Annotated in this window: 28 protein-coding genes; 21 read left to right on the top strand and 7 right to left on the bottom strand. The window is 67.9% G+C overall.

From position 1 onward, the window contains the following. Window positions 1–47 precede the first annotated feature (47 nt). On the bottom strand, window positions 48–518 hold the full coding sequence (locus GH681_RS10125; RefSeq protein ID WP_153161352.1) for a hypothetical protein: 471 nt from the start codon (window positions 516–518) through the stop codon (window positions 48–50). 123 nt (window positions 519–641) lie between these two features. Next, on the bottom strand, window positions 642–932 hold the full coding sequence (locus tag GH681_RS10120) for a hypothetical protein (protein WP_153161351.1): 291 nt from the start codon (window positions 930–932) through the stop codon (window positions 642–644). Between the two features lie 217 nt (window positions 933–1,149). Here GH681_RS10120 and GH681_RS10115 point away from each other — a divergent pair, with 217 nt between their 5' ends. From GH681_RS10115 to GH681_RS10030, 18 genes are all read left to right on the top strand, one after another. Continuing rightward, window positions 1,150–1,650, top strand: coding sequence for a flavodoxin family protein (locus tag GH681_RS10115; protein ID WP_153161350.1), 501 nt, complete (start codon window positions 1,150–1,152; stop codon window positions 1,648–1,650). A 275-nt stretch (window positions 1,651–1,925) separates the two neighbouring features. Then, window positions 1,926–3,041, top strand: a complete 1,116-nt coding sequence (locus tag GH681_RS10110) for an amidase (protein ID WP_153161349.1) — start codon at window positions 1,926–1,928, stop codon at window positions 3,039–3,041. 78 nt (window positions 3,042–3,119) lie between these two features. Continuing rightward, window positions 3,120–4,226 carry an acyl-CoA dehydrogenase family protein gene (locus tag GH681_RS10105; protein ID WP_228111857.1) on the top strand — a complete coding sequence of 369 codons (1,107 nt, stop codon included), beginning with the start codon at window positions 3,120–3,122 and terminating at the stop codon, window positions 4,224–4,226. A 28-nt stretch (window positions 4,227–4,254) separates the two neighbouring features. Beyond that, window positions 4,255–4,614: an IacB protein gene (locus GH681_RS10100; protein ID WP_153161347.1), complete on the top strand. Its 360-nt coding sequence runs from the start codon at window positions 4,255–4,257 to the stop codon at window positions 4,612–4,614. 31 nt (window positions 4,615–4,645) lie between these two features. Then, window positions 4,646–5,173, top strand: a complete 528-nt coding sequence (locus GH681_RS10095) for a nuclear transport factor 2 family protein (protein ID WP_153161346.1) — start codon at window positions 4,646–4,648, stop codon at window positions 5,171–5,173. A 48-nt stretch (window positions 5,174–5,221) separates the two neighbouring features. Further along, window positions 5,222–6,496 (top strand): aromatic ring-hydroxylating dioxygenase subunit alpha, encoded by a 1,275-nt coding sequence (locus GH681_RS10090; protein ID WP_153161345.1) that lies wholly within the window; start codon window positions 5,222–5,224, stop codon window positions 6,494–6,496. A gap of 18 nt (window positions 6,497–6,514) precedes the next feature. Next, complete coding sequence (locus tag GH681_RS10085) at window positions 6,515–6,991, top strand: aromatic-ring-hydroxylating dioxygenase subunit beta (RefSeq protein ID WP_153161344.1); 477 nt, start codon at window positions 6,515–6,517, stop codon at window positions 6,989–6,991. Between the two features lie 12 nt (window positions 6,992–7,003). Beyond that, window positions 7,004–7,744, top strand: a complete 741-nt coding sequence (locus GH681_RS10080; RefSeq protein ID WP_153161343.1) for an SDR family NAD(P)-dependent oxidoreductase — start codon at window positions 7,004–7,006, stop codon at window positions 7,742–7,744. A gap of 41 nt (window positions 7,745–7,785) precedes the next feature. Further along, window positions 7,786–8,745 (top strand): PDR/VanB family oxidoreductase, encoded by a 960-nt coding sequence (locus GH681_RS10075; protein WP_153161342.1) that lies wholly within the window; start codon window positions 7,786–7,788, stop codon window positions 8,743–8,745. 34 nt (window positions 8,746–8,779) lie between these two features. Further along, window positions 8,780–9,283, top strand: a complete 504-nt coding sequence (locus tag GH681_RS10070; protein WP_153161341.1) for a flavin reductase — start codon at window positions 8,780–8,782, stop codon at window positions 9,281–9,283. Between the two features lie 10 nt (window positions 9,284–9,293). After that, the gene (locus GH681_RS10065; RefSeq protein WP_153161340.1) at window positions 9,294–9,680 is read left to right on the top strand and encodes a tautomerase family protein; all 387 of its coding nucleotides are present in this window, start codon (window positions 9,294–9,296) and stop codon (window positions 9,678–9,680) included. Between the two features lie 162 nt (window positions 9,681–9,842). Continuing rightward, entirely contained in the window at window positions 9,843–10,988 is a 1,146-nt protein-coding gene (locus GH681_RS10060) for an ABC transporter substrate-binding protein (protein ID WP_153161339.1), read from the top strand. Window positions 10,989–11,073: 85 nt separating this feature from the next. Beyond that, entirely contained in the window at window positions 11,074–12,111 is a 1,038-nt protein-coding gene (locus GH681_RS10055; protein ID WP_153161338.1) for a branched-chain amino acid ABC transporter permease, read from the top strand. Beyond that, window positions 12,108–13,898 carry an ATP-binding cassette domain-containing protein gene (locus GH681_RS10050; protein WP_153161337.1) on the top strand — a complete coding sequence of 597 codons (1,791 nt, stop codon included), beginning with the start codon at window positions 12,108–12,110 and terminating at the stop codon, window positions 13,896–13,898. The genes GH681_RS10055 and GH681_RS10050 overlap by 4 nt, the downstream gene beginning before the upstream one ends. Window positions 13,899–13,979: 81 nt before the next feature. Beyond that, window positions 13,980–14,741: an ABC transporter ATP-binding protein gene (locus GH681_RS10045; protein WP_153161336.1), complete on the top strand. Its 762-nt coding sequence runs from the start codon at window positions 13,980–13,982 to the stop codon at window positions 14,739–14,741. A 23-nt stretch (window positions 14,742–14,764) separates the two neighbouring features. Then, window positions 14,765–15,364: a hemerythrin domain-containing protein gene (locus GH681_RS10040; protein WP_153161335.1), complete on the top strand. Its 600-nt coding sequence runs from the start codon at window positions 14,765–14,767 to the stop codon at window positions 15,362–15,364. 119 nt (window positions 15,365–15,483) lie between these two features. Continuing rightward, window positions 15,484–15,957, top strand: coding sequence for a MarR family winged helix-turn-helix transcriptional regulator (locus tag GH681_RS10035; protein ID WP_153161334.1), 474 nt, complete (start codon window positions 15,484–15,486; stop codon window positions 15,955–15,957). Between the two features lie 352 nt (window positions 15,958–16,309). Continuing rightward, window positions 16,310–18,013 (top strand): cation:proton antiporter, encoded by a 1,704-nt coding sequence (locus GH681_RS10030; RefSeq protein WP_153161333.1) that lies wholly within the window; start codon window positions 16,310–16,312, stop codon window positions 18,011–18,013. Between the two features lie 408 nt (window positions 18,014–18,421). Here the strand turns inward: GH681_RS10030 and GH681_RS10025 are convergent, their stop codons facing one another. Further along, window positions 18,422–18,901 (bottom strand): cupin domain-containing protein, encoded by a 480-nt coding sequence (locus GH681_RS10025; RefSeq protein ID WP_153161332.1) that lies wholly within the window; start codon window positions 18,899–18,901, stop codon window positions 18,422–18,424. Window positions 18,902–19,129: 228 nt separating this feature from the next. On the opposite strand from GH681_RS10025, the gene GH681_RS10020 reads away from it, so the two are divergent. The 3 genes from GH681_RS10020 to GH681_RS10010 all read left to right on the top strand — a co-directional run bounded on the left by GH681_RS10020 (window position 19,130) and on the right by GH681_RS10010 (window position 22,021). Continuing rightward, on the top strand, window positions 19,130–19,597 hold the full coding sequence (locus tag GH681_RS10020; protein WP_153161331.1) for a hypothetical protein: 468 nt from the start codon (window positions 19,130–19,132) through the stop codon (window positions 19,595–19,597). A 663-nt stretch (window positions 19,598–20,260) separates the two neighbouring features. After that, entirely contained in the window at window positions 20,261–21,403 is a 1,143-nt protein-coding gene (locus GH681_RS10015) for an ISAs1 family transposase (protein ID WP_153161330.1), read from the top strand. A gap of 72 nt (window positions 21,404–21,475) precedes the next feature. Beyond that, on the top strand, window positions 21,476–22,021 hold the full coding sequence (locus tag GH681_RS10010; protein WP_153161329.1) for a hypothetical protein: 546 nt from the start codon (window positions 21,476–21,478) through the stop codon (window positions 22,019–22,021). Window positions 22,022–22,115: 94 nt separating this feature from the next. On the opposite strand, the gene GH681_RS10005 is transcribed toward GH681_RS10010, so the two are convergent. The 4 genes from GH681_RS10005 to GH681_RS09990 form a co-directional block, all read right to left on the bottom strand. After that, complete coding sequence (locus GH681_RS10005; protein WP_153161328.1) at window positions 22,116–23,372, bottom strand: HD domain-containing phosphohydrolase; 1,257 nt, start codon at window positions 23,370–23,372, stop codon at window positions 22,116–22,118. 226 nt (window positions 23,373–23,598) lie between these two features. Beyond that, complete coding sequence (locus tag GH681_RS10000) at window positions 23,599–24,039, bottom strand: potassium channel family protein (RefSeq protein ID WP_153161327.1); 441 nt, start codon at window positions 24,037–24,039, stop codon at window positions 23,599–23,601. 15 nt (window positions 24,040–24,054) lie between these two features. Further along, window positions 24,055–25,125: an acyltransferase gene (locus GH681_RS09995; protein ID WP_194271197.1), complete on the bottom strand. Its 1,071-nt coding sequence runs from the start codon at window positions 25,123–25,125 to the stop codon at window positions 24,055–24,057. 38 nt (window positions 25,126–25,163) lie between these two features. Further along, the gene (locus tag GH681_RS09990; RefSeq protein WP_153161325.1) at window positions 25,164–25,850 is read right to left on the bottom strand and encodes a GDSL-type esterase/lipase family protein; all 687 of its coding nucleotides are present in this window, start codon (window positions 25,848–25,850) and stop codon (window positions 25,164–25,166) included. Between the last annotated feature and the right edge of the window lie 3 nt (window positions 25,851–25,853).

Raw genomic sequence — 25,853 nt, 5'->3', positions numbered from 1 at the left:
GACAGGCCAGTAAAAAGGCGGCCCCTTGCGGGGCCGCAAGGAAAGCCTTACTTGCCTTCCATACCCGACATGCCGGACATACCGGACATGCCGCTCATGCCTTGCTGCTTGGCCTTGTGCGCCTTCTTGGCCTTGTTGCCGGACATGCCCGACATGCCGCTCATGCCCTTCTGACCCTGCATGCCGCTCATGCCGGCCATACCCTTCTGGCCCTGCATGCCGGACATGCCAGCCATACCCTTCTGGCCTTCCATGCCGGACATGCCGGCCATACCCTTCTGGCCTTCCATGCCCGACATGCCGGCCATACCCTTCTGGCCTTCCATGCCCGACATGCCGGCCATACCCTTCTGGCCTTCCATGCCCGACATGCCGCTCATGCCCTTCTGGCCCTGCATGCCACTCATGCCACTCATGCCGGACATACCCTTCTGGTCATCCTTGGCGGCCGCGGGCAGTGCCGCACAGAGAGCCAGAGCGATGGCGGAACAGCTGACGAGCTTGCCGAAAGACTTCATAGAGTTTCTCCTTGATTGACAGACTTGCTGGTTGAAGCCGGGCGCCCTTCCCACGGAAGGCCACCCGGAGATTTCGTTGCGGCCAGCGCGAACGCATCGGCCACCACGAGGATTCATACGCGGCTAGCGAACGTGCAGGCCTCGCAGGTCGTAGGGCCCGGGCATCCCGGGCCGGAACATCGGGGAATACCAGTTGCCCTGGGCGGCGATCGTCTCCAGGTTGCCCGGCCAGGGCTTGTCGATGCCCTGCAGCCGTTGCAGCTTGAGCGACTCATCCACCGGCGTTGCGGCGACGGTTGGTGCCGACGCGGGCCGCCGATCAGGTTGCAGGCCAGCCACAAAGCCCTCGGCCATCCCCTGTGCGGGGATCTGCAGCAGCAGCGCCAGCCCCAGTGCCTTCATCCTTTGGCTCATCGGTGATTCCTCCTTGCCACTCACTCAGCAGGTTGCGTGCCTGCCTGGCAGGAGAAGACACACCTTTGTTTTGTTGATGTTTTTCCTGAAGCCGCCGCCCGATGAGAACGGGCTACCTGCCAGATTGACAGCTCAGCCAAGCCAATCTGGCAGGCGCCGAAATCCGGCGCCGGACACCTGGCCATGCACGCCGCCGCCGGCGTGCTAGGGTGAAGGCATGAACACCGCCAAGACCCTCCTCCTCGTCTATCAATCCACCACCGGCGCCACCGAGCAGATGATCCGCGCCGTGGCCCGGGGCGCCGCCGACGAGCCGGACGTCACCGTGCGCCTCCTCGCCGCCCGCGACGCCGGCCCCGACGACCTGCTCGCCGCCGACGGCTACGTGTTCGCCTGCCCCGAGAACCTCGCCGCCATCGCCGGACTGATGAAGGATTTCTTCGACCGCAGCTACTACGGCGCCCTCGACCACATCAACGGCCGGCCCTACGCCACCGTGGTGTGCGCCGGCAGCGACGGCAGCAACGCGGTGCGCCAGATCGCCCGCATCGCCACCGGCTGGCGCCTGCGGGAGATCGCCCCGCCGCTCATCGTGTGCACCCGCGCCCAGACCACCGAGGCGATCCTCGCCCCCAAGGTCGTGCCCGAGGCCGATCTTGAAAAGGGCGTCGAGCTGGGAGCCGCCTTCGCCGCCGGGCTGGCGATGGGCGCGTTCTGACGCGCCATCCGGGGTTCGTCCATCTACAGCAACAATCCGGCATCGATTGTTGCTGTAATTGAACAAATCGCCGCTCTACCGCCACCGCCAGCCCTCCCCCGCTGAAACCTTCGCCTCCACGCGCCGCCGCGGCCGATTTTTCATTCCATTTATCGCGTGAAAAATCAGTTGACTTTGCAAGTATTGAAATCTACATTTGAACCAACTTCAGCGGCTTTCCTTCCAGCCCGGACAGGCCAGCCGCCGCAACAGCAACCTCACCAGGAGACGGATCAATGAGCGTTTTCGTCGAGCCCCTCGACATCGGTGGCAACGGCCCGCAGGTCGGCATCAAGGACACCATCGACGTGGTCGGCGTGCGCACCCGCGCCGGCTGCCGGGCCCTCGAATCCGTCGCCGCCGCCCGCGCCAACGCCGACGTGGTCGAGGGCCTGCTGGCCGCCGGCTACCACCTCGCCGGCAAGACCAACCTGCACGAACTCGCCTTCGGCACCACCGGCATCAACCGCTGGACCGGCACCCCGACCAACCCGCAGTTCCCGGCCTATGTGCCCGGCGGCTCGTCGAGCGGCTCGGCGGTGGCGGTGGCCGAGGGCAGCGTGGACGTGGCGCTCGGCACCGACACCGGCGGCTCGATCCGCATCCCCGCCGCCTGCTGCGGCGTGTTCGGCCTCAAGCCCAGCTTCGGCCGGATCAGCCGCCGGGGCGTGATGCCCGCCCACACCAGCCTCGACTGCGTCGGCCCCTTCGTCCGCGACATGGACAGCCTCATCGCCGTGATGCGCGCCATCGACCCGAGCTTCGGCCCGCTGCCCGACATCGCCGGCGTACGCATCGGACTGGTGGATGCCCAAGCCACCCCGACGATCCTCGACGCCGTCACCGCTGCGGTGGCCGCCAGCGGCCTGCCCGCCGGCAACGTGACGCTGCCCGACTTCGGCGCCGCCTACGCCGCCGGGCTCACCGTGATCAACGCCGAAACCTGGGCCGCCTGTGGCGAGCTGGTGGGCACCGGGCTGGTGGGCGAGGACGTGGCCCGCCGCCTGCAGGCCGCCTCCCTCACCACGCCGGACGACGTGGCCGCCGCCAACCTCGTGCGCGAACGCTTCGCCGCCCAGGTGGATGCCGCCCTGCTGGATTTCCCCATCCTCGCCCTGCCGACCATGGCCGACGCCCCGCCGCGCCTCGAGGACGCCGCCGACACCAGCAAGCTCGTCGCGATGACCTCGCTGGTGCGCCCCTTCAACCTTTCCGGCCACCCGGCCATCGCCATTCCGCTGCCCGCCATCGACGGCTACCCCGTGAGCCTTCAGCTGGTGGCGGCCCGGCACGACGACGAGCGCCTGTGCGCCGTCGCCGCCCATTTCGCCCGTCACATCAATCGACCCTAACCTGGACTGGAGACACCGATGTTGGCTAATTTGCAGGAACCAAGGGCTGGCGCCGACGTAGCGCCGGAGGTCGCCGGAATGGACGCGCTGCTGCGCGACATCCGCCAGCGCCGCAAGGAATTCGAAGCCCAGAAATACATCTCGCCGGACATCATCGAGCGCTTCAAAGCGGTCGGCGTGTATCGCGCGCTGGTGGCCAAGCGCTTCGGCGGCGACGAGAAATCGCCCGCCGAGTTCTGCGAGCTGGTCGAGACCATCGCCCGCGCCGACGGCTCGGCCGGCTGGGTGGCGAGCTTCGGGATCGGCGGCGTCTATCTGGCCGCGCTGCCCGTCGAGACCCTCACCAAGCTCTACGCCAAGGGCCCGGATGTGGTGTTTGCCGGCGGCATCTTCCCGCCGCAGCCGGCCGAGCTGGTCGACGGCGGCTACCGCGTGAGTGGCCGCTGGAGCTGGGGCAGCGGCAGCATGGGCGCCGAGGTGATCGGCGCCGGCATCCTGCCCAAAAATGGCGACAACTCCGGCCTGCCGCGCATGGCGGTGATGCCCCGCGACAAGGTGCAGATCGAGCCCAACTGGGACGTGATGGGCCTGCTCGGCACCGGCAGCCACGACATCGTGGTGAGGGACGTGATCGTTCCGCCCGAATGGACCTTCGTCCGCGGCGGCGCCTCGTCCCTCGACACCCCGCTGTACCGTTACCCGACGTTGTCGTTCGCCGCCCAGGTGCTCACCGTCGTCGGCCTCGGCATCGCCCGGGCGGCCATCGACGAAGTGCTGGGCATGGCCGCCGGCCGGGCGTCCGTCACCGGCGCGCCCAACCTGGGCGAGCGCGTCTATGTGCAGCTGGAGATCGCCAAGATCGAAGCCGAGCTGCGCGCCGCCCGCGCCTGGTTCTACCAGGCCATCGACGACGTGTGGCAGGTGCTGCTGGCCGGCGACAAGCCCAGCGATCACCTGGTGAGCATGCTGCGCCTGTCCACCACCCACGCCTCCCGCGTCAGCGCCGACGTGACGCGCCGTGCCCAGATGGTCTCGGGCGGCACCGGCGTGTATGAATCCTGCCCCCTCGCCGCCCAGGTGCGCGACGTGCAGATGATCACCCAGCACGCCTTCATGGGCGACATCACCTACCAGAACGCCGGCGCCATGCTGTTCGGCCTCAAGCCCCTGCCGGGCTACCTCTGAACCCGCCAACCCCACGGAGATAAAAACGATGAGCGACAAGACCCCGCTGCGCGTGCTGTTCTGCATGGGCGTGAACCAGAACTTCATGGACGGCACCGCCGACGAGATGAAGGACGTCTGGGCCGCCTTCGTCTCGATGATGCAGGGCATCGCCCGCCTGCCCGGCGTACGCGTGCTGGGCAACCTGGACGACGACCGGATCATGGTCGGCCCGTCGGTGGCCTTCCCCTGGACGACCTATGTGCTGGCCGACGTGCCCGACTACGACACCGTCACCGCCGCCTGCAACCTGTTCCGCGTCACCCCGGTGGGCGACGGCACCTACAAGCTGTGGAAGTACATGCGCGTCGAGGCCCGCATCGGCCGCGAGCTGGTGATCCCCGACTGAGTCCCGACTGATCGCCGACCCAGAGCCAGCCATGCCCGCCTCCGCCCAACCCCGCCGCCAGCTCGAAGCCCGGCTCGCCCGCTTCGAGGCCGAACACGCCGTGCGCGCCTGCATGAACCGCTACATGGTGTTGTGCGACGCGCTCGACGCCAGCAGCCCGCTGGACGAGCTCGCCGGGCTCTTCACCCGCGACGCGGTGTGGGAAGGCATCGGCGAGAAGTACGCGGCGAGCTTCGGGCGCATCGAGGGGCGCAAGGCGATCCGGGCGATGTTCGCCAGGTACATGACCGAACCGGCCCACTTCGCGATCAACGTCCATTTCCTCACCTCCGAGCTCATCGACGTGACCGGCAGCAGCGCCGCCACCGGCAGCTGGGTGATGCTCCAGACCTCCACCTTCGCCACCGGCGCCTCGCACCTCAACGCGGCGCGGCTCTCCGTCGATTTCCGGCGCGGCAAGGCGGGCGTCTGGCGGATGGCCCACTTCCGCACCGAAAACCTCTTCAGCCGGCCGGTGGACGCCTGGAACAAGGCCGACCCGCTGCCCGTGCCGGACTGAGCCCCGACCCCATTCGAGAACACGCAGACCAAGCCAAAGGAATCAACCATGACGAGCAAGCACGACACCGCCGACCAGGCGCTCACCCTCGCCGACCGGGTCCAGGCCGACCGGGTGCACACCTCCCTCTACACCGACCCGGCCATCTTCGAGACCGAGATGGACAAGATCTTCGCCAGCACCTGGGTGTGGGTTGCCCACGCCAGCGAAGTGCCCGAGGCCGGCAGCTACAAGAACACCTACATCGGCCGCCAGCCGGTGATCGTGGTGCGCGACCGCAAGCAGAAGGTGCATGTGCTCCTCAACCGCTGCCGCCACCGCGCCGCCACCGTGTGCGAAGGCAAGAAGGGCAAGACCAACAGCTTCGTGTGCCCCTACCACGGCTGGAGCTACTCGCTGGACGGGGCGCTCCGCGGCGTGCCGCACCCCGAGAGCTACGCCGACCAGCTCGAGAAGGGCGAGCTGGGCCTTGTCAGCCTGCGCGTCGAGGAATACGCCGGGATGCTCTTCGCCACCTTCAAGGACGACATCGAGCCGCTGGTGGATTACCTCGGCCCCGCCAGGAAGTGGATGGATCTCTTCATGAAGCAGGGCGGCGGCTTCCCCATCAAGGTGGCCGGCGAGCACCGCTTCCGCTTCCCCGGCAACTGGAAGATCCAGCTCGAGAACACCACCGACGCCTATCACTTCCCCCTCGTCCATAAATCCTTCCTGTCGTCGGTGGATCAGCAGACCGTCGAGATGCTCGACTTCGTCGGCGGCCCCGGCTACGTGGAAGAGCTCGGCAACGGCCACAGCGTGATGGTGATGATTCCCCAGCTGATCGACCTGGAAGCCAACCTCGACGCGCCGATCCCCGAGCGCTTCGCCGAGCTTGCCCAGGCGCTGCGCGACGAGGGTTACGAGGATCTGGAAGTGCGCCGCATCGTGCGCGCCGTGGGTGGCTCGGGCTTCAACCTCAACATCTTCCCCAACATCGCCTGCTCGATGGCCTTCTTCCGCGTGCTGCAGCCGATCTCGGTGACCGAGACCGAGATCCACCACGCGGTGATCACCATGGACGGCGGCCCGGCCGTCGCCAACCAGGCCCGCCTGCGCATGCACGAGCACTTCCAGGGCCCGATGGGCTTCGGCACGCCGGACGACTCGGAAGCCTGGGAGCGCGTCCAGAAGGGCGCCAGCGCTGGCAAGGACCTGTGGATCATGCTCAACCGCGGCCTCGCCGGCGAGAAGCCGACCGCCGACGGCAAGGTGAGCGACGTGAGCGCCGAGACCGGCATGCGCGCCGCCTACCAGCAGTGGAAAAAACTGATGACCGCCTGACCCCGGAGACGACACCCCATGAACACCGCACTCATCACCCAAGTGGCCGCCTTCCTGTGGCAGGAGGCCGACATGCTCGACCACGGCGAATACCCCCAGTGGCTCGAATCCTGGACCACCGACGGCCTCTACATCGTGCCGATCAACCCGGACGAGACCGACTTCGAGAACACCCTCAACTACGCCTGCGACAACGCCGCGATGCGCGCCAAGCGCGTGGCCCGGCTGGGCAGCGGCGAATCCATCAGCACCTCGCCGGTGCCGCGCACCATCCGCTCGGTGTCGCGCTTCCGCGTGCTGGCCGACGACGGCGAGGTGGTCACGGTGCGCTGCGCCCAGAACCTGCGCGAGTTCCGCAAGGACGTGCAGAAGCACTACAGCGCCGACGTCACCTTCGAGCTGGTGCGCACCGCGGGCAGCTTCCTGATCCGCCGCAAGATCATCCGCCTCATCAACGCCACCGATACCCTCCAGGGCATCGGCTACATCCTGTAAGGAGCGCCGGCCATGTCGCAGGTCGCACTGGTCACCGGGGCCGCCCAGGGCCTTGGCCACATCATCGCCGGGCAGCTGCTGGCCGCCGGTTTCCGGGTGGCCGTCACGGATCGCACCGACGCCCTCGCCCTTGATGCCGCCGCCAGCCTCGGCGGTGGCGCCGACGTGCTGCCCCTCAAGCTCGACGTGAAGCACAAGGGCGACTTCGAGGCCGCCCTCGCCGCCACGCTCGACCGCTGGGGCGGCCTGCAGGTGGCGGTGAACAACGCCGCGATGACGCCCACCACGCCGGTCATGAAGATCACCCCGGAAGAGTTCGACGAAGTGATCGCGGTGAACCTGCGCGGCACGCTGTTCGGCTGCCAGGTGTTCGGCGCCCACATGGCGAAGGCCGGCTACGGGCGGATCATCAACCTGGCGTCGCTGGCCGGCCAGAACGGCGGCACGGCGTCGGGCGCCCACTACGCCTCGTCGAAGGGCGCGATCCTCACCCTCACCAAGATCTTCGCCCGGGAGCTGGCGGCGGCCGGCGTCACGGTGAACGCCGTCGCCCCCGGCCCGATGGAGCTGCCCTCGGTACGCGCCGCGGTGCCGCCGGAACGCCTTGAAAAGCTCATCAACGAGATGATCCCGGTGAAGCGCCTGGGCAACCCCAAGTTCGTCGCCGATCTGGTCGTCACCCTCGCCTCCCCGGACGCCGACTTCACCACCGGCGCCACCTGGGATGTGAACGGCGGCATCTTCATGCGCTGATCGCCCGACAACCCCAACCCCGAAGAACGCAGGCAGAGATCATGTCCGAAGAAACCCTCACCGTCGTCGTCCAGCGCCGCCAGGAACAAGGCAATGGCGTGCTGGTGCTCGATCTGGCCAGCGCCGACGGGCGCGCGCTGCCGCCCTTCGAGGCCGGCGCCCACGTGGATGTGCACCTCGCCGACGGGCTGGTGCGCCAGTATTCCCTGGCCGGCAGCCCGGCCGAGCGCGGCACCTACCGCCTCGGCATCCTGCGCGACCCGGCATCCCGCGGCGGCTCGGAGGCGGCCCACGCGCAGCTGCACGAAGGCACCACGCTCCGCATCGGCCTGCCGCGCAACCACTTCCCGCTCGCCATGGACGCCCGCCACACGGTGCTCCTGGGCGGCGGCATCGGCGTCACGCCGATGATCGCGATGGCCTGGGCGCTGTTCGGCGCCGGCAAGGATTTCGAGCTGCACTACTGCGGCCGCAGCCGCGGTGCCACCGCCTTCATCGACGAGCTCGCCGCCAGCCCCTTTGCCGACCGGGTGCACCTGCACTTCGACGACGAAGCGCCCGAGCAGCGCCTCGACCTCGCCACCGTACTGGGCGGGCCGAAGGCCGGCACCCACGTCTACACCTGCGGCCCGTCGGGCTTCATGGAGTGGGTGATCGGCGAGGCCAAGCGGCTCGGCGTGCCCGAGGCGCAGATCCACAAGGAGTATTTCCAGGCCACCACCGACACCGCCGGCGCCGCCTTCGAGGTGGTCGCCAAGAAGAGCGGCAAGACGGTTCAGGTGGCCGACGGCCAGAGCATCGTCGATGCCCTCGCCACGGTGGGCATCAAGGTCACCGTGTCCTGCGAGCAGGGCGTGTGCGGCACCTGCCTGTGCACCGTGCTGGAGGGCGAACCCGACCACCGGGACGTCTTCCTCACCGACGACGAAAAGGCCGACAACGACCAGATCCTGCTGTGCTGCTCCCGCGCCCGGAGCCACAAGCTGGTGCTGGACATCTGAGCCCCACCCCAAGACAGAGAACGAGGAGAACACCATGACCGACACCGCCGCCTTCCGCGATGGCATGGCCCTGCTGGCCGGCGCCGTCAACGTCATCACCACCGACGGCCCCAACGGCCGGGCCGGCTTCACCGCCACCGCGGTGTGCAGCGTCACCGACCAGCCGCCGACGCTGCTGGTGTGCATGAACCGCGGCTCCTGGGCCCACCCGGCCTTCGAGGGCAACGGCGTGCTGTGCGTCAATGTGCTGGGCGCCGCCCGGCAGGACGTCTCGGGCCTGTTTGCCGACCGCAACGTGACCATGGACGAGCGCTTCGCCCGGGTCGGCGCCCGCCGCCTCGCCACCGGCAGCCCGGTGATCGACGGCGCGCTGGTGAGCTTCGACTGCCGCATCGTCGACACCCACACCGTCGGCTCCCACAGCGTCTTCTACTGTCAGGTGGAAGATGTGGCGCGGGGCGAGGCCGCGCGCAGCGGGCTGGTGTATTTCAACCGCGGCTACCACGACGTCGGCGACGCTGTGGCCGCCCACGCCTGAGCGCCCCACGATGCCCAACCTCAACGTCTATGTGGTCGAAGGCTTTGCCGCCGAGCAGAAGACCGCGCTCCTCAAGGGGATGACCGACGCCGTCGTCGAGACCATCGGCGCCCCGCGGGAGAGCGTGCGCATCTTTCTCATCGAACTGGCCCGGGCCCACGTGTGCGTCGGCGGCACCCTGCTCAGCGAGGCCGAGCTGCCCGGCGGCCCGACAGTACATGCCCTGCTGATCGCCGGCCGCACCGATGCCCAGAAGGCGGCGCTGATCGCCGGGCTGACCCGTGTGATCGAGGAAACCCTGCAGGTGCCGGCTGCGCCGGTGCGCATCATGATCCTCGACGTGCCCAACACCGACTTTGGCCTGGGCGGCCTGACGGCCCTCGCCCGGGGCCGCTGAGAACACCCTAAACGACGTGAAAAAAATGGCTGGTATTCACGTCGCGCTGTGTGTATAAACGTGAACATTCACGTGAAAAACAAATTAAAACCAAAAAAAGAGATCCGCTTAAGCGGAGATTGCCTGATCCCATTTGGAGCAATTTTTCTGGAGGATACACCCATGAAACTCAAGCACGTGGCAGGTTCGTTGTTGATCGGAGCGTTGTCGCTGGGCGTCGCCCATGCAGACATCAAGATCGGGGTGGTGTCTTCCTCCACCGGCCCGATCGCCATGGTCGGCATCCCTCAGAAGAACACCGTCCCGCTGATGCCCACCAAGGCCGGCGGCCAGACCATCCGCTACATCCCCCTCGACGACGGCAGCGACCCCACCGCTTCCGTGGTGGCGGTGAAGAAGCTCATCAGCGAAGAGAAGGTGGACGCCATCATCGGCCCCTCCGGATCGCCCAACGCGATGGGCGTGATCCAGTTCGTCGCCGAGGCCGGCGTGCCGCTGCTGGCGCCGGTGGGCACCGCCGCGGTGGTGCTGCCGATGAACGACCAGAAGAAGTGGGTCTTCAAGACCACCCAGAACGACAGCCTGATCGCCACGGCGCTCCTCGACCACATGGCGAAGACCGGCATCAAGACCCTTGGCTTCATCGGCACCGCCGACCCGTATGGCGAGAACTGGGGCAAGGTCGTCGCCGACGGCGCCGCCAAGAAGGGCATCAAGATCGTCGCCGACGAGCGCTTCCAGCGTCAGGACACCTCGGTCACCGCCCAGGCCCTCAAGGTGATGGCGGCCCGCCCCGACGCGGTGCTGATCGCCGCCCCCGGCACCCCGGCCGTGCTGCCCCAGCTGGCGCTGGTGGATCGCGGCTACAAGGGCAAGTTCTACCAGACCCACGGCGCCGCGCTGCCTGATTTCCTCAAGCTCGGCGGCAAGAAGGTGGAAGGCACGATCCTCGCCGCCAGCCTGATGCTGGTGCTCGACCAGGTGCCCGACACCCACCCGTCCAAGAAGATCGCCAAGAACTACGTGGCGACCTACGAGAAGGCCTACGGCGCGGCCCCGGCCACCTTTGGCGGCAACATGTTCGACGCCGGCCTGCTGCTGGAGCGCGCAATCCCCACCGCGCTCGCCAAGGGCAAGCCGGGCACGCCGGAGTTCCGCTCGGCGCTGCGTGACGCCCTCGAGCAGACCCACGAGATGCCCGCCACCCAGGGCGTCTACAACATGACGCCAGCCGACCACAGCGGCTTCGACGAACGGGGCCGCGAGCTGATCACCGTCACCAACGGCACCTGGACCCTCCTGAAGTAAATCCGCACCGATCCGGGGCCGCAGCGCCCCGGATCCTTTGCAACTGCAAGTCGGCGGCCTTGCGCTGTCGCCGACGGGGAAACTCATGGACGTTCAGATTGCATTGATGCTCGCCCAGGACGGCCTGACCAACGGAGCGATCTACGCCCTGCTGGCCCTGGCCCTGGTGCTGGTGTTCGCGGTGACGCGGGTGATCTTCATCCCCCAGGGCGAGTTCGTGGCCTACGGCGCCCTTACCCTGGCGATGATGCAGGCCGGCACGGTGCCGGCCACGGTGTGGCTGCTCGCCGGCATGGGCGCCACCGCGGCGCTCATCGACGGCGGCCTCGCCCTGCGCGCCGGCCAGACGCGCCGGCTGGTGGGCGTGCTCGGCTGGAACCTCGGCTACCCGCTCGGCCTCGCCGCCCTACTCGCCGCGCTGCCGGTGAAGGACATGCCGCTCGCCGCCCAGGTGCTGCTGTCGCTCGCCGTGGTGGTGCCGATGGGCCCGCTGATGTATCGGCTGGTGTTCCAGCCCATCGCCGCGGCGCCGATCCTGATCCTGCTCATCGTGTCGGTGGCGGTGCATGTGGCGATGGTCGGCCTCGGCCTGCTGTTCTTCGGCGCCGAAGGCCAGCGCACCCCGGCCTTCAGCGACGCCAACCTGGAGCTCGGCCCGCTGATGGTCTCCGGCCAGACGATCTGGGTGGTGATGTCGTCGGTGGTGCTGATCGTCGCGCTCTACCAGTTCTTCGAGCGCACGCTGTACGGCAAGGCGCTGCGGGCCACCGCGATCAACCGGGCTGGCGCGCGGCTGATGGGCATCTCGCCGTCACTGGCGGGCAAGCTCACCTTCTTCCTGGCGGCGCTGATCGGCGCGCTCTCGGGCGTGCTGATCGCACCGATCACCACCATCTACTACGACACGGGCTTTCTCATCGGCCTCAAGGGCTTTGTCGCCGCCATCATCGGCGGGCTGGCGAGCTACCCGCTGGCCGCCGTGGGCGCGGTACTTGTGGGCCTGCTGGAATCCTTCTCATCCTTCTGGGCCAGCGCCTTCAAGGAAGTCATCGTGTTCACCCTGATCATCCCCGTGCTGCTGTGGCGCTCCCTCACCAGCCGCCACGTGGAGGAGGAAGAATGAGAACCGACCGTCTCGTGCAGGGCCTGTTCGTCGCCCTGCTGCTCGTCCTGCCGGCCGTGCTCGCGCCGTTCTATGTGACGCTGCTCAACTACATCGGGCTGTACGCGCTGGTGGCGCTGGGACTGGTGCTGCTCACCGGCGTGGGCGGGCTGACCAGCTTCGGCCAGGCCGCCTTCGTGGGGCTAGGCGCCTACACCACGGCGGTGCTCAGCACCACGCCGGAACTGCCGGGCTGGATCGCCTGGGCCGGCGCCTCGCCGTGGCTCACCCTGCTGGTGGGGCTGGTGTTCACCGCCACGGTGGCGGTGGTGGTCGGCTCGCTGACCCTCAAGCTGTCAGGCCACTTCCTGCCGCTGGGCACCATCGCCTGGGGGATCAGCCTGTACTTTCTGTTCGGCACGCTGGAGAGCCTGGGCGGCCACACAGGCATCACCGGCATCTCGCCGATCACCCTGTTCGGCGTGGTGCTGGATGCCGGCGAGAAGATCTACTACCTGATCTGGGCCTTCGTGATGGTGGCGGTGTTCACCACCCAGAACCTGCTCGATTCCCGCGAGGGCCGGGCGATCCGGGCGCTGAAGGGCGGCATGGTGATGGCCGAGGCGATGGGCGTGGATACCTCCCGCTCGCGGATGATCATCTTCGTGATCGCCGCGCTGCACGCCTGTGCGTCGGGCTGGCTGTACGCCCACATGCAGCGCTTCGTGAATCCCACGCCCTTCGGGCTGCACATCGGCATCGAATACCTGTTCATGGCGGTGATCGGCGGCGCCGGCCACGTGTGGGGCGCGCTGGTAGGCGCCGGGCTCATCACCGTGCTCAAGCAGTGGCTGCAGGACATCCTGCCCCGGCTGCTGGGTTCCGCCGGCAACTTCGAGGCCATCGTCTTCGGGGTCATGATGGTGCTGGTGCTCCAGCGCGCCCGCGAAGGCCTGTGGCCGGTGCTGAAGAAGCTGGTGCCGGTGAAGGCCCCGCAGAAGACCATCGACCCGGCCGCCGACACCCTGCCCCGCCGCGACCTGCCGACGGCCGGCGAGGTGATCCTCGAAGCCCGCAACGTGACCCGCAAGTTCGGCGGCCTTGTGGCCAACAACGACATGAACCTCACGGTGAAAGCCGGCGAGATCCTGGCGCTGATCGGCCCCAACGGCGCCGGCAAGAGCACGATGTTCAACCAGCTCTCGGGCGTGGATACGCCGACATCGGGCGAGGTGCTGTTCCTTGGCAAGCCGGTGGCCGGGCGCGACTCCCGCGAGATCGCCCGGATGGGCATGAGCCGCACCTTCCAGCACGTGCGCCTGCTGCCGACGATGACCGTGCTCGAGAACGTCGCCATCGGCGCCCACCTGCGCGGCGGCAAGGGCGTGTTCCACGCTGCCTGGCGTCAGGACCGCGCCGAGGAAGCCCGCCTGCTGAAGGAAGCCGCCCGCCAGATCGAGCGCGTCGGCCTTGGCAGCCACATGTACGAAGAAGCCGGCAGCCTCGCCCTGGGCCAGCAGCGCATCCTCGAGATCGCCCGCGCCCTGTGTTCCGACCCGTGCCTGCTGCTGCTCGATGAGCCCGCCGCCGGCCTGCGCCTCAAGGAAAAGGAAGCCCTCGGCGACCTGCTCCGCAAGCTGCGCGCCGAAGGCATGGCGATCCTGATCGTCGAGCACGACATGGACTTCGTGATGGGCCTGGTTGATCGCGTGGTGGTGATGGAGTTCGGCCAGAAGATCGCCGAAGGCCTGCCCGACGAAGTCCAGCGCGACCCGGCCGTGCTCGAAGCCTATCTGGGAGGAGTATGAGATGACCCCCACGCTCACTCTGTTCGCTGCCCCCCACGGGGGCGCAGGCCTCCCTTGGGGCGGCCCGGCAGGAGGCCTGTGATGACCAACCAAGCCAAGAACCCCGTACTCCAGATCGACCGCCTGTGCGTCTCCTACGGCAAGGTCGAGGCGCTTACCAACGCCAGCCTCACCGTGGGCGAAGGGCAGATCGTCACGGTGATCGGCCCCAACGGCGCCGGCAAGACCACCATGCTGTCGGCCATCATGGGCGTGCTCGGCTCGAAGGGCACGGTGCATTTCGACGGCAGCATCGAGGCCGTGCCGGAAGTCGAGCGCCTCGTCGCCCGGGGCATGAACCTCGTGCCCGAGAAGCGCGAGCTCTTCGGCGAGATGAGCGTCGAGGACAACCTCGTCCTCGGCGCCTTCCAGCGCTACCGCATGGGCCACCGCGACCACCCGAAGACGCTGGACGAGATCTACGACCTCTTCCCGCGCCTCAAGGAACGCCGCACCCAGCTGGCCGGCACGCTCTCCGGCGGCGAGCGCCAGATGCTCGCCGTGGGCCGCGCGCTGATGGCCAAGCCCAAGCTGCTGATGCTCGACGAACCCAGCCTGGGCCTCGCCCCGCTGATCGTGCGGGAGATCTTCCGCATCGTCACCGAGCTGCGCCGGCGCGGCGTGTCGATCCTGCTCGTCGAGCAGAACGCCCGCGCCGCCCTGCAGGTGGCCGACTACGCCTACGTGCTCGAAACCGGCCAGATCGCCATGCACGGCCCGGCCACCCAGCTTGCCGACGACCCGCGGGTCGTCGAGGCCTACCTGGGCCTGGGCGGCAAGCACCAGGCCATGCTGTCCACCTGAAACCCACTCAAGGAAACCACGTGATGGAAGCGATGCGCATCATCATGGACGAACACCAGTCGCTCGCCGCGATCATCCACGCCATCCGGCTGATGATCCACGAGATCGGCGCCGGCAAGCTGCAGCCCGACTTCAAGCTCTTCGCCGCGATGGTGAGATACCTGGACGCCTACCCCGAGAAGCGCCACCACCCCAAGGAAGACGCCTTCCTCTTCGCGCCCCTCAAGGCCCGTACGAATGAGGGCGACGAAGCGCTGGCCCGGCTGGAGGCCGAACACGCCCAGGCCGAAGGCCGCATCGCCACCCTGCAGGCCGCCCTCGCCCGCTACACCGACGGCGCGCCCGACGGCTTTGCCGGCTTCTCGGCGGCCTTCGACGCCTACGCCGACTTCTACCGCAACCACATGCTGCTGGAAGAGCGCGAGATCCTGCCGCTGGTGAAGAAGCACTTCACCGCCGAAGACTGGGCCGCCGCCGACGCCGGCTTCGCCGCCACGCCCGACCCGATGGGCGGCACCCGGACCACCGGCTCGGACGACGACTTCCGGCGAATCTTCTCGAAGCTCGTCGCCGCGGCGCCCGCGCCCATCGGCCTGGGCGCCGGGCCGTACCAGGACGACTGACGGACAGCCGCCGGCGGCCATCGCCGGTTCCTGAACGTCATCGCCGTCATGTATCCTTCCGCACCGGCTTTTCCGCGCCGCAACCAGCCGGCGCGCAGCCCGTTCACCTGTCCCAAGCCATGAGCACCACCAAGAAAACCAGCCGCTTCCTGCCCGAGCACGAAGAATTCAGCTACGAGGAGTTTCCCTTCTACTGGCTCGCCCGCGTCCACGCGATCTACTCGCTGGAAATGGAGAAAGTCCTCAAGAAGCTCGGCACCGACATCCCCACCCGGCGCGTGCTGCTGATGCTGCGCCTGCACGGCACGGTGAGCGTCTCGGAGCTCGCCACCCACGCCATCATCAAGCTGTCGACGCTCACCCGCATCGTCCAGCGCATGCGCGAGGAAGGCCTCGTCGAGACCCGCACCAACGCCGACGACGCCCGCATCACCGACGTGCTCGTCACCCCCAAGGGCGAGGAGCTCACCGACCGCATCCAGCAGGCCACCAAGAAGATCTACGTGAAGGGTTACGCCAACCTCACCGACGCCCAGCTCGCCAAGCTCACCCAGACCCTGCAGGTGATGTTCCACAACTTCAGCGACGGCTGAGCGGTACCTGCAACACCCGGGCGACATGCCGCAGCGCAGCTGGCGGCCCGGTTTTCCGCCTCTTCCCTGCCTCCTCCCCGGCACTGCCGCGGCACCAGCCCGGCAGGCCGCGCATCCCAAGCCTCCCCGCCTACAACTCGCCGACCGGGCTACCCACGGCCATCACGGCCGCCGCAATCGCTGAAACGCTTTTCAGCAGCGGATTTTCCAGTTAAAAGACCGGCCTCTGGCACGCCGCCGTCGAAATCCGCCGGCAATGCCCGGAAAAATTGCCGCGCAGGCGAACCCACCCCGGCGATTCGCGTCGAACAGTCTCAACCTGCCCACAACGTCACACAAACGCCCGCTTCCGATGCCTCACAACGTCTCCCTGATCGCCCTCATCGCCGCCGGTCTCGGCCTTGCCATGCTGCTCGGCCTCATCGCCTCCCGCCTGCGGGTGCCGCCGCTGGTCGGCTATCTGCTCGCCGGCGTGATGATCGGGCCGGGCACCCCCGGCTTCGTGGCCGACGTGGCGCTGGCCGGCCAGCTGGCCGAGATCGGAGTGATGCTGCTGATGTTCGGCGTCGGCCTGCACTTCTCGCTGGATGATCTGCTCGCCGTGCGCAAGATCGCCGCACCCGGCGCCGTGGTACAGATCGCGGCGGCCACCGTGCTGGGCGGGGCGGCGGCGGTGAGCTGGGGCTGGCCGGTGGGCGAGGCGGTGGTGTTCGGCCTCGCGCTGTCGGTGGCGAGCACGGTGGTGCTGCTGCGGGCGCTGGAATCCAAGGGCATCCTCGATTCCACCAACGGGCGCATCGCGGTGGGCTGGCTGGTGGTGGAAGACCTGGCGATGGTGCTGGTGCTGGTGCTGCTGCCGGCCCTCGCCCCGCTGCTGGGCGCGAAGGACGCCGCGCCGATGGCCGACGCCTCCACCCTCGCCCTCACCGTGGGGATCACCCTCGCCAAGGTGGCGGCCTTCATCGCCACCATGCTGGTGGTGGGCCGCCGGGCGTTTCCGCGCCTGCTGTGGCTGGTGGCCAAGACCGGCTCGCGGGAGCTGTTCACCCTCTGCGTGGTGGCCGCGGCGGTGGGCGTGGCCTATGCGTCGGCGCTGCTCTTCGACGTGTCCTTCGCGCTGGGCGCCTTTTTTGCCGGCATGATGATGCGCGAGTCGGAGTTCAGCCACCGGGCGGCCGAGGATTCGCTGCCGCTCCGCGATGCCTTCTCGGTGCTGTTCTTCGTGTCGGTGGGGATGCTGTTCGACCCGGCCGTGCTGATGGAATCGCCCCTCAAGGTGGTGGTGGTGGTGGCGATCATCCTGATCGGCAAGACGCTGGCCGCGGTGGCGCTGGTGCTGGCCTTTCGCTACCCCCTCAACACGGCCCTCACGGTGGGTGCGAGCCTTGCCCAGATCGGCGAGTTCTCGTTCATCCTGGCCGGGCTGGGGCAGGCCCTGGGGCTGATGAGCGCCGAGGGGCAGAACCTGATCCTCGCCGGGGCGATCATCACCATCGCCCTCAACGCCGCGCTGTTTGCCGCCATCGAGCCCGCCCAGGTGTGGGCGCGGGCCCATTCGGCGTGGGCGCGTCGGCTCGACCTGCGGGACGACCCGCTGGCCGCGCTGCCCATGACCACCGACCGCAAGCTGCTCTCGGGGCAGGTGGTGGTGGTGGGTTTCGGCCGCATCGGCAAGCACATTGCGTCGGTGCTGGAGGAGCGCCACATCCACTACATCATCGCCGACAGCAACCGCGAGGTGGTCGAGGCGGTGCGCCGCTCCGGCAAGCCGGCGGTGAGCGGCGACGCCTCCGACCCCATCGTGCTGGTGCAGGCCCACATCACCAAGGCCGCGATGCTGGTGGTCACCATCCCCGACCCCATCGCCAGCCGGCAGATGGTGGATATCGCCCGCAAGCTCAACCCGCACATCGAAACCGTGCTCCGCGCCGACACCGAAGACGGCGCCGAACTGCTGCGGCGCGACAAGATGGGCGAAGTCTTTGTGGGCGAGCAGGAACTCGCCCGCGGCATGGCCCGCTACATCTCCGGCCGGCTGGCGGTGCGCGAAGGCTGACGCCCCCCGCCCTGCAGGTCGGACTTGAGTCCAACATACCGCACCCGCTCAACCCATACGGTCGGACTCGTGCCCTGTAGGTCGGACTTCAGTCCGACAAACCCTGCCTGCTTGACCCACGCTGTCGGACTGAAGTCCGACCTACGGGGTGTGCGGTGATCGGCACGCCGCAGACAACATCCGGCCCCGATCGAACATCGCCTCAATCCTTGCGTGCCGGGCAGACCCCGCCGCGGAGACCATCGGCATGCACCACCCTGCACACCTCTCACGCCCCCAGCGAAGCCGCTACCTGTAGGTCGGACTTCAGTCCGACAAACCCTGCCCGCTCAACCCGCGCTGTCGGACTGAAGTCCGACCTACGGGGTGTGCGGTGATCGGCACGCCCGGCCGCCAACGCTCCGCCCTTCAATACGGACGGCCGTCCTTGTGCAGGAAGCGCCAGCCGCCCTCACCCATCACCGCCTGCAGGTCTTCGTCCGGGTAGCTCGCGCTGTCGCCCGGCGTGCGGTCACCCACTTCCAGATACACCGCTTCATCCGCGCCGTCGTTGCGCAGCTGGTGCGCGTCGCCCGTGCCGGCCTTGAAGCCGGCGCACATGCCCGGCGCCAGGCGCGTCTCGCCGGCATCGGTGACCAGCGTCGGGTTGCCTTCCAGCACCAGGATGAACTCATCCTGGCGGGTGTGGGCGTGGCGCAGGGCCGACACCGCCCCCGGCGCCAGCCGGGTGAGATTGACCCCGAAGTTGGTCAGCCCGAACAGATCGCCCAGCGGATGCTTCACCCGCCCCGCCATGCGCAAGGCGAAGGGCTCGGGATAGATCGACGGCCGGACGCGCGGCGGCGCCTCGGCGGCCACGATGGCGACGGGATGCGTGGGTTCGGTCATGGATGCCACCTGCGATGAAAAGGAAAACCCCGAGTGTCCGGACGCAAGCGGCCACGTCAAGGCCCGGCCCGCAGGCCACACGCCGCTACGCTCCGCGCAAGGACTCAGCGGCCAAACCAATGCCATAAGCACAATCTGAAGGTAATATCCGGATGTTGCCATGGGCATTTACGGAGAAGCAGCCCGTCACGCCCTGGCCACATCCCTTCCAACTTCAGGAGCCCATCCATGACCCAGAACCTCGTCTCCATCACCTTCGCCCCCGCCGATCTCGAGGCCATCGACGGCGCCCTCGCGGTGCTCGAAGCCAAGCTCGACGCTCTCATCACCCTCTCGGCCGAAGAGCGCCGCAAGGCCATCAAGATGGGCGACAGGTCCGAAGTCTTCTGCCACCAGACCGAGCTGGTGCTGCGCCAGAACCCCGGCATCGTCCCCGGCAACTTCGACCTCGCCGAATATCAGCAGGACATCGCCGCCCTGGACGCCCTGCGCCCCCGCCTGCAGCGCCTGCGCACGCTCACCGACCGGGCCGAGGACACCGAGCTCGCGCTGGGCAGCGACATCATGAGCGCCTCCTACGACGGCTACGCGCTGGCCAAGATCGGCGGCAAGGGCACCGCCCTGGAAACCCTCAAGAACGCCATGCAGACCCGCCTCTCCCGCAAGCCCCGTCGCAACGGCAAGCCGGAAACCTGAGCGCGCTCCCCGACAACCCGCCGGCCCGGCCTTTGCGGCCCTCCGGCGGCCTTCCGCCCCCCTGCCCCGCCCCGGCGACATCCCCTCGCCCACCGCCACGCCGCTGCACTCCAGCAATCTGACCCTGCGGACATTCCCGAAGGCCGCCCCGAGCACCACCGAAGCCCTCCCGACCCTCCGCGATCTCCTCGCGACGAGCTTTGCGAGTGTCCTGCCCTATCCCGGAGTCTCTCGCGAGCACCTCCGGGACACACCCTCCCTATCCCGCCGACACACCCGCCCTGTCCGCGAGCTCCTCGCGAGGAGCCCGGAGCTGCTCGCGAGCAGCTCGCGGATAGGGGTGGCCTGTCCGGGATACGGACCGAAGGAGCTCCGGGATAGGGCAGCCCTATCCGATTCGTTCAATCGAGGGCTTCCGGTATAGGACGGAGTACTTCGGAGGGGGTCGGGAGTTTCGTAGGTCGGGTTAGCGCAGCGTAACCCGACACCCCCCGCCCCAATCCCGTCACGAAACGCAGCCCGCCGCAGGCTGTGCTCACCAGGGCTGCCGCAGCTACCCTAATAGCATTGCCCGAGCCCAAATAACGTTCACGGTCAGCCACTTGCCGGCCCACTGTTCACAGCCCCCGCTTTTGTGTAGTTTTCTGCGTTTTTGGGCGAACGATGGAAGCGGGCAAGTTGATGGACATGGTCGAGGTTTTCGAAGGGCTCGAAGACTGGCGCAACGCGCAGCAGACACGGCATCGCCTGAGCGAACTGCTGACCATTGCGGTCTGCGCGGTGCTCAGTGGCGCGGACGACTTCGAGGACATCAGCCAATGGGGACGCATGAAGTTGTCGTGGCTGCGTGGTTTTCTGAGCCTGGACTATGGCATCGCCTCGCCCGACACGTTCGAACGCGTCTTCGCGGTGCTGGACCCGAAGAGCTTCGAGCGGGCGTTTCGTGAATGGGTGGCTGGGGTGATTCCGGCGCTGCGGCAGGAGCAGGTGGTCGCCATCGACGGCAAGACGAGCCGGCGCACGACGAGCAAGGCGGCCGCGGCGCCGCTGCACATGGTCAGTGCCTTTGCGGCCGAAGTGGGTCTGGTGCTCGGGCAGGTCGCCACCGATCAGAAATCCAACGAAATCACCGCTATTCCGCAGTTGTTGCGCACGCTGGACGTGGCCGGCTGCATCGTCACCATCGATGCGATGGGCACCCAGACGGCCATCGCCAGTGAGATTCGCGAGCGCGGTGCGGATTACGTCCTGTGCGTGAAGGACAACCATCCGAAGCTGCTCGATTCGATCCTGCTGGCTCAGGCCGGTGTGGGCGGTGCGCTGCAGGCAGTCTCGACCTGGGAGAGCCACAACCACGGGCATGGCCGGGACGAGTGGCGGCGCTGCTGGGCCTTCGAGGCCGGTGATCGGCTCTACAAGGGTGAGCAGTGGTGTGACCTGAAGAGTTTTGCCCTGGTCGAGCGCACCCGCACCGTCGGTGAGAAGACCAGCGTCGAGCGGCGTTACTACATCAGCAGCTTTGCCCCCGATGCCGAGAAATTCATGCACGCCGTGAGAAGCCATTGGGAAGTGGAAAACCGGCTTCACTGGTGCCTGGACGTTCAATTCGGCGACGACTATGCCCGTGCCCGCGCAGGCCATGTGGCCCACAACCTCGCACTGGTCCGCCACATCGCCCTGAACCTCATCCGGCTCAACACCTCCGTCAAGACCAGCATCAAGACCAAGCGCCTGCTGGCTGCCACCTCCGATGAGTTTCGGGCAACTCTGCTGGGGTTTGAAGTCAATGAGGATGATGACGATTGATGTCGATAGGGTAGCTGCGGGAGCCCTGCTGTGCTCACTCCACATCGGACGCCCGATTCACAAGGATCTTTCATGCACAGACTTGCCACCGCATTACTCGCGCTCACCCTCACGCCCGGCTTGTCCATTGCCAGCGAGGGAGAGGATCAGGCCAAATCGTTTGCCAACATCTACGCCTCGCTCTGCATGAGAAACCTGTCGGATCTCGAGGCGCTCAGGGAAAAGCTGAAGTCCTTGCCCAAGTTGCCGCCGGATAAGGCCGCGCATTTCCTGGCTGGCAACCCAGGGGACGCGTGGCCTGTTCCGAACAAGCACGGAACCTTCGTGCTCGCGCTTCCGAGTGGCAAGCATCTCTGCGCGGTGCATGGGCGCAAGGCAGACACCGAGGCGGCCAGAAAACTGTTTGCGGGGCTGGTTTCAAATGCACCGTCGCCGCTCGTCGCAAGGCAGGTGCGGAACGACCAGACGCAGACCACCGCGAGCGGCCAGACAAAGACGCTTGCCTACGAGTGGTCGGCGCCCAACGCGTCCCGCAAGATGTTGTTCACACTCACCACGGCGGCGTCGGAAAGCGCACCACTGCAGGTGCTTGCTTCGGCCGCAATCATCAGCCCGTGAAAGATGGCCGGCCGTCAGGCCGGTTTTTCATGCCTGCCCACCGCGTCTCCTCCCGGGCTCCCGACACGCGCGAGGGTTCGGCGGATCGCCTTCCTCACGCACCCAGGCTGGCCTCCGGCAGCTCATCCAACGCCGGACACGCCGCCAGCCGAGCCGCGGGCACATCCTCCAGCAGCACTTCGGCCACCCGGCTGTCGATGCGGCCGTCGTCGGCCATGCGGCGGATGAATGCGCTCACTTCGGCGTTGCCCAGCCCTTGCCGGTAGGGGCGCTCCTGGACCATGGCCTGGAAGATGTCGGCGACGCGCAGGATGGCGGCTTCGAAGGGCATCTCGGCGGCGGTGAGGTGGAAGGGGTAGCCGCTGCCGTCGGGTTCTTCGTGGTGGTAGGCGGCCCAGCGGGTGATCTCGTCGAAGCCGCGGATGCCGTGGAGGATCTGGAAGGTTTCGTAGCTGTGGGTGTTGATGATCTTGCGCTCGGCGGCGTCGAGGCGGCCGGGTTTGTCGAGGATCTCGTCGGGGATGCGCAGCTTGCCCAGGTCGTGGAGCATGCCGGCGATCTCTAGCTTGTCGCAGTTCTCGGGCGACACGCCAAGGCGCTCGGCCAGATGGCGGGCCAGGCGGGCGACGCCCAGGGAGTGCTCGGCGGTGAAGGGGCTCTTGGCGTCGACGATGCGGGCAAAGATGCCCGCCAGATGCTTGAGCTCGTCGGTGTTGGCCGGGTAGTCGCGGGCGGTGGCGAGGGATTCGACCATCCGGGCCTGGATGGAGCGGGGTTCGAGGTCGAGCCAGAAGGCTTCGGTGTGGGAGGCGTCGAGGAAGAGCTCGACCAGCTCGGGCGAAAAGAAGGTGCCGGCGTGCTCGGCGATGCGGGCGCGGATGTCGTCGGTGAACAGCAGCAGCGAGTTGTCGGCGTAGTGGCTGGCGGCGAGCGCATCGACGCGATCGACCAGGTAGATGAGATTGGCCGCGCGCAGGGTGTCGGGATCGACGTCGCCGGTGGGCAGCGCGTCCCAGCGGGTGTGGTGGTAGCGCACCGGCTCGGCCATGGCTTCGAGGGGGCCGAAGCCCTTGAGCAGCGCGTGGCCGACCTCGCAATGCACCTGGGAGCCGTCCCAGTCGAACTTCTCGACCAGATGGCAGTGGGCCCGGGTGGAGGAGACGCCGATGTCGTGGAGCATGCCCAGATCGAGCAGGAAGGCGGTTTCGGTTTCCGGCAGGCCGGCCACCCGGCCACACTCGGCGGCCATGATGCCCACCCGCTTGCCGTGGGCGACGTCATCCACGCCCACCAGGTCGAGGGCGTCGGAAAGCGCATAGATGACGTGGCGCAGGTCGGCGAACAGGGTCATGGCGGCGCCTCACGGGGTGACGGGGATGTGTGCTTTAACGTCGGACAGACGCCGGACTGAAGTGGTTCGCCCCTGATGCCCCTCAAGCTCACATCACGTGGCAGCGCCCCATCTGGCGCAGCATTGCCAACCGTGAACAAAAAAGGGGCCCCCGGATCGGTTGCCCCTTTCCTGCGCGGAAAGAACGATATCAGTGGAGCGTGGCGATGCAGGCCCGCCCCGTTCGTCAGTCGCTGCTTCGGGATGCCCCGTTCCAGAATCGCTCCATCGCGATGTAGGCGTAGGACGCCGACCAGCCGATGAGCAGCAGGCCGTTGAGCGCCTCGGCGCCCGCCAGCAGGCGCATGTCGCCGCTGGGCACCACGTCGCCGTAGCCAAGCGACGTAAAGGTCTCGGCCGAGAAATACAGCGCCACGTCGAAACCGAAGCGCGCCGGATCGCCCAGCATGCCAAGCCCGCCGACGCGCACCAGCACCACGATCGCCAGCGCGTAAAGGCCGATCTCCGCCACGTGGGCGAGGAAGGCGGCGATGATCACCACCACCAGCTTGGCCCGCGGCCGGATGCCCAGCGCCGGCAGGCCCGCGGAGAGCCAGCGCAGCACCTCGTAGTGCAGCACCGTGGTGAGCACCAGCAGGACGAGGCAGATGAGGGCGACGACGAGCATGGCGGGCGGCCGGGTTCAGCCGACCGACGACATCCGCGCTTCGAGCCGCGGGGTGTCGAGCAGGCGGCGCAGGCGCTTGCCCAGCGGGCGCTCGACGCCCACGTGGATCGCCCAGGCCAGCACCGCCACCGCCGCGACCACCAGCGCCATCGCCAGCGGCACGCTGCCGAGGGCCATGCGCAGCTGCTCGAAGAGCATCGCGCCGAAGAACTGGTGGATCACATACACCGGATAGGTGAGCGCGCCGGCGTAGAAGGTGATCGCCGAGGCGCGCATCGTGAAGCGCCCGGTGGCGATCATCCAGAACACGCCGAAGATCGCCGTCACCACCGCGCCCACCACCACCGGACGCAGCACCACGGCCTCGGGGCCGGTGCCCTGGGTGGCGGCGTCACCCAGGGCGTAGATCAGCGCCAGCACGAAGGACGCGGCCAGCAGCGCGTAGCGCCCGAGGGTCTCGCCCTGGGTGCGGATCAGGTAGAACACCCCGCCCGCCACGAAGAACGGCGCCCACTTGGCGTTGAGCCAGAACTGCAACGGCCACATGGGTTTGACCGCGTTGATGGCGCTGATCGCCAGCCAGCCCACCAGCAGCCACGGCAGGCGGTGCATCAGTCCCAGGCGCAGGGCCACCCACACGAAGATGTAGAAGTGCAGCTCGTAACCCAGCGACCAGTAGGCCCCATCCACGTAGGGCGCGTCGAACCAGTGGGCGAGCATGGTGAGGTTGATGAGCCAGTCGCGCATCGACACCATGAACTGCCCCTCGCCCAGCAGCCACGCCGTGCCGGCGGTGAGCGTGGCGCCCACCCACAGGGTCGGGTAGAGCCGCGCCACGCGGGACGCGACGAAGGCCCGGGGTGTGGCGTCGTGGGCCGACATGAGGATCACGAAGCCGCTGATCACGAAGAACAGATGCACCCCCAGGTAGCCGTAGCGGGCCACGAGCTCGATGGCCGGGTAATCCACGCCCTGCATCCACCCGGCCCGCGGCGCCCGCGAGAAATAGTGGAACACCAGCACCGCCAGACAGGCGATGCCGCGCAGGAAATCGATTTCGTTGAAGCGGAGGGATTGCGACTTCATGGGGTGAGGCGACGGGGCAACGGCGATTGGGTTGGACTTCAGGGCTGGGTGGCCGCGGCGATCAGCGCAGCCAGCTCGGCATAGCCGGCGGGATTGAGATGCACGCCGTCGGCGCTGGCAAAGCGGGCGTCGAGGGCACCGCTCGCGTCGGCCAGGGTTTCGGTGCTCACGAAGCGGCATCCGGGCCGCGCGGCGCAAACGTCAACCAGCAGACGGTTCGCTTCGCGGGTGGAGTGTACGGCATTGCCGCCAGAACGCACGGTAGGAATACCCAATAGGACTACGACAGTCCGTTGCGGGATGTAACCGAGAATCCGCCCGACCGCCGCCGCCACCGCCTCCGGCGCGCGCCCCTGAGCCAGATCGTTGCGCCCGGTGAGCAGCACCACCTGCCGCACCCGGAGCGGCGCGGTGTAGTCAGCCACCCGCTCGGCCAGATGGGCGGCTGTCTCGCCGCCGATCGAGAAGTTGACCGACCCCGGCAGCAGCGAGGTGGGAAAGCCGTGGAGGTGGCTGTCGCCCAGCAGCAGCGTGGCGTCGCTGCCGATCAGCGCATCGCCACGCCGGTAGAGCGTGTGCAGGGTGTCTTCGAGCCGGGTCTGGCCCGGCGCCGGGGTGCCCATCCGCCAGGCCACCCGATCCGCCAGCGAAAAATAACGGGCCGGATTGGCGGCGAGGAAGCCCGCCGCCAGCACCGCGCCCGCCAGAATCGCAGCCAGCCTCATGCC

The organism is Zoogloea sp. 1C4, assembly GCF_009469605.1.
Classification (GTDB): Bacteria; Pseudomonadota; Gammaproteobacteria; order Burkholderiales; family Rhodocyclaceae; genus Zoogloea; species Zoogloea oryzae.
The sequence above is the reverse complement of the archived record's forward strand: the minus strand, read 5'-3'. Positions and strand labels throughout refer to the sequence as shown.